The sequence below is a fragment of the Peribacillus sp. SRI_006 genome (assembly GCF_057586375.1).
On sequence record NZ_JBYCZT010000042.1, the window covers coordinates 1 to 1,623 of the forward strand.

Annotated in this window: 1 protein-coding gene; it reads right to left on the reverse strand. The window is 38.1% G+C overall.

The window, feature by feature from the left end:
* Positions 1-139: 139 nt before the first annotated feature.
* Complete coding sequence (locus tag AC2YHV_RS27525) at positions 140-1,375, reverse strand: IS110 family RNA-guided transposase (RefSeq protein ID WP_487374600.1); 1,236 nt, start codon at positions 1,373-1,375, stop codon at positions 140-142.
* Between the last annotated feature and the right edge of the window lie 248 nt (positions 1,376-1,623).

Sequence of the window (1,623 nt, forward strand, 5' to 3'; positions counted from 1 at the left end):
ACTAAACCAGCCAATAGTTTGTCAACATTTTTCAATAAACACTTAAAATGTTTCATGATATACTAAATTTGCGTATACCAAATAACCGTCCAAGGTTCTGTGTTTGGAAAGTTTTGGGCTGTTTAGTTATACCTTAAAACTAGGCTAGATCTTGGAAAGTCGATTTGCTTTTTAAAAGTGAATAAATCCAATGTAAGAATTTATTGGCACATGCTATAACGGCTACTTTAAAGGGCTTTCCTTCCTCACGTTTCTTATCATAAAACTCTCGTAATCGCTTGTTACGAGGAATGATTTCATCTGTCGTTTTCTTTTTGCGACAATCACGAATGGCACATTTTACAGCCATATACAAGGCGTGTCGTAGCCTACTAGAACCTCTTTTGGTAATCCGATTTAATGTACCTTTGAATGTACCAGATTCAAAGACACTTGGATCGATTCCGGCAAATGCAACCAGTTTCTTAGGATGATTAAACCGATCAATTTCCCCAATTTCAGAAATTATCGTGGCGGCGATTTTTTCTCCGATACCAGGGATTGATTGGATAATCTTACACTCTTCAATACCTTTTGCTAAAGCATCTATCTCATCTTCAAGCTTGGATAGATGCTTTTTGTATTCAAGAAGCATATTAATATACATATCCAGGCTTAAAATCAGACTATGATATAGGTTTTTCTGAAATGGATTTTGAGCTGCGGCGGCCATCAATTTTTCTGCCTGACTGTCTGCCCATTTTTGCGAACGACTTTTACATAATTCTTTTATTTTCTTGGCGATTGTCTCTTTACCAGTATCCAAGATTTCTTCGGATGTAGGAAATGCTTGTAAAGTTAGTAAAGAAACATATGAATGTAAGTCCCCAAAAACCCCACGATATTCAGGAAACACTTGATCCAGAACTGCTTGAAATTGTAATTTGGTTTGTACAAACATGCCTGTAATATTTTCGTGCTGTCTTGTAAGGTTACGTAGGTTTAAGAGCTGGATTCCTCGCTGTTTATAAGGCTCTAAGTCCTCTTTATAATACAGCTCGCAGAGATGGCGAGCGTCAATGTCATCTGTCTTTACCTTGCGTAAACTAGAACTCTTAGCTCGATACGATATGAGTGGATTTACGATAATCAATAAGTACCCTCTATCCTCGAAATACTGGACAACTGGTGTATGATAATGTCCAGTGGATTCTAATACAATGGGAGGCCGTTCCCCGGATACATTTTCTACTTCTCTAATAAAGTCTAGAAGACTAGCTAACCCTTCAAGAGTATGTGCTACTTTAAAGCCTTTTTTGTAAGGCTGCTTTTTATCCAAGAAAGCTTGAACCTGACTTTCCCCTTTTGCCACATCCAGACCAACTACTGGATTCATAAATTATCTCCTCCTAATATAAAATAACCGGTACCCCAATTCCTTCTTGTAGTATCATAGCTTCGCTTGTTATACGAGATCATAGTCCCAACCAGCCTCAATCATGTTTCTACAAGTAGGGGGCGAACTGTTTAGTTGACGGGATCTAGTCCCACAGGTGCGGACGTTCTACCCCGGCTACGGTTATCATATATCGATATAAAAAATGGTCAACCAGAAATATTTTCTGGATGACCTTATAATACGAA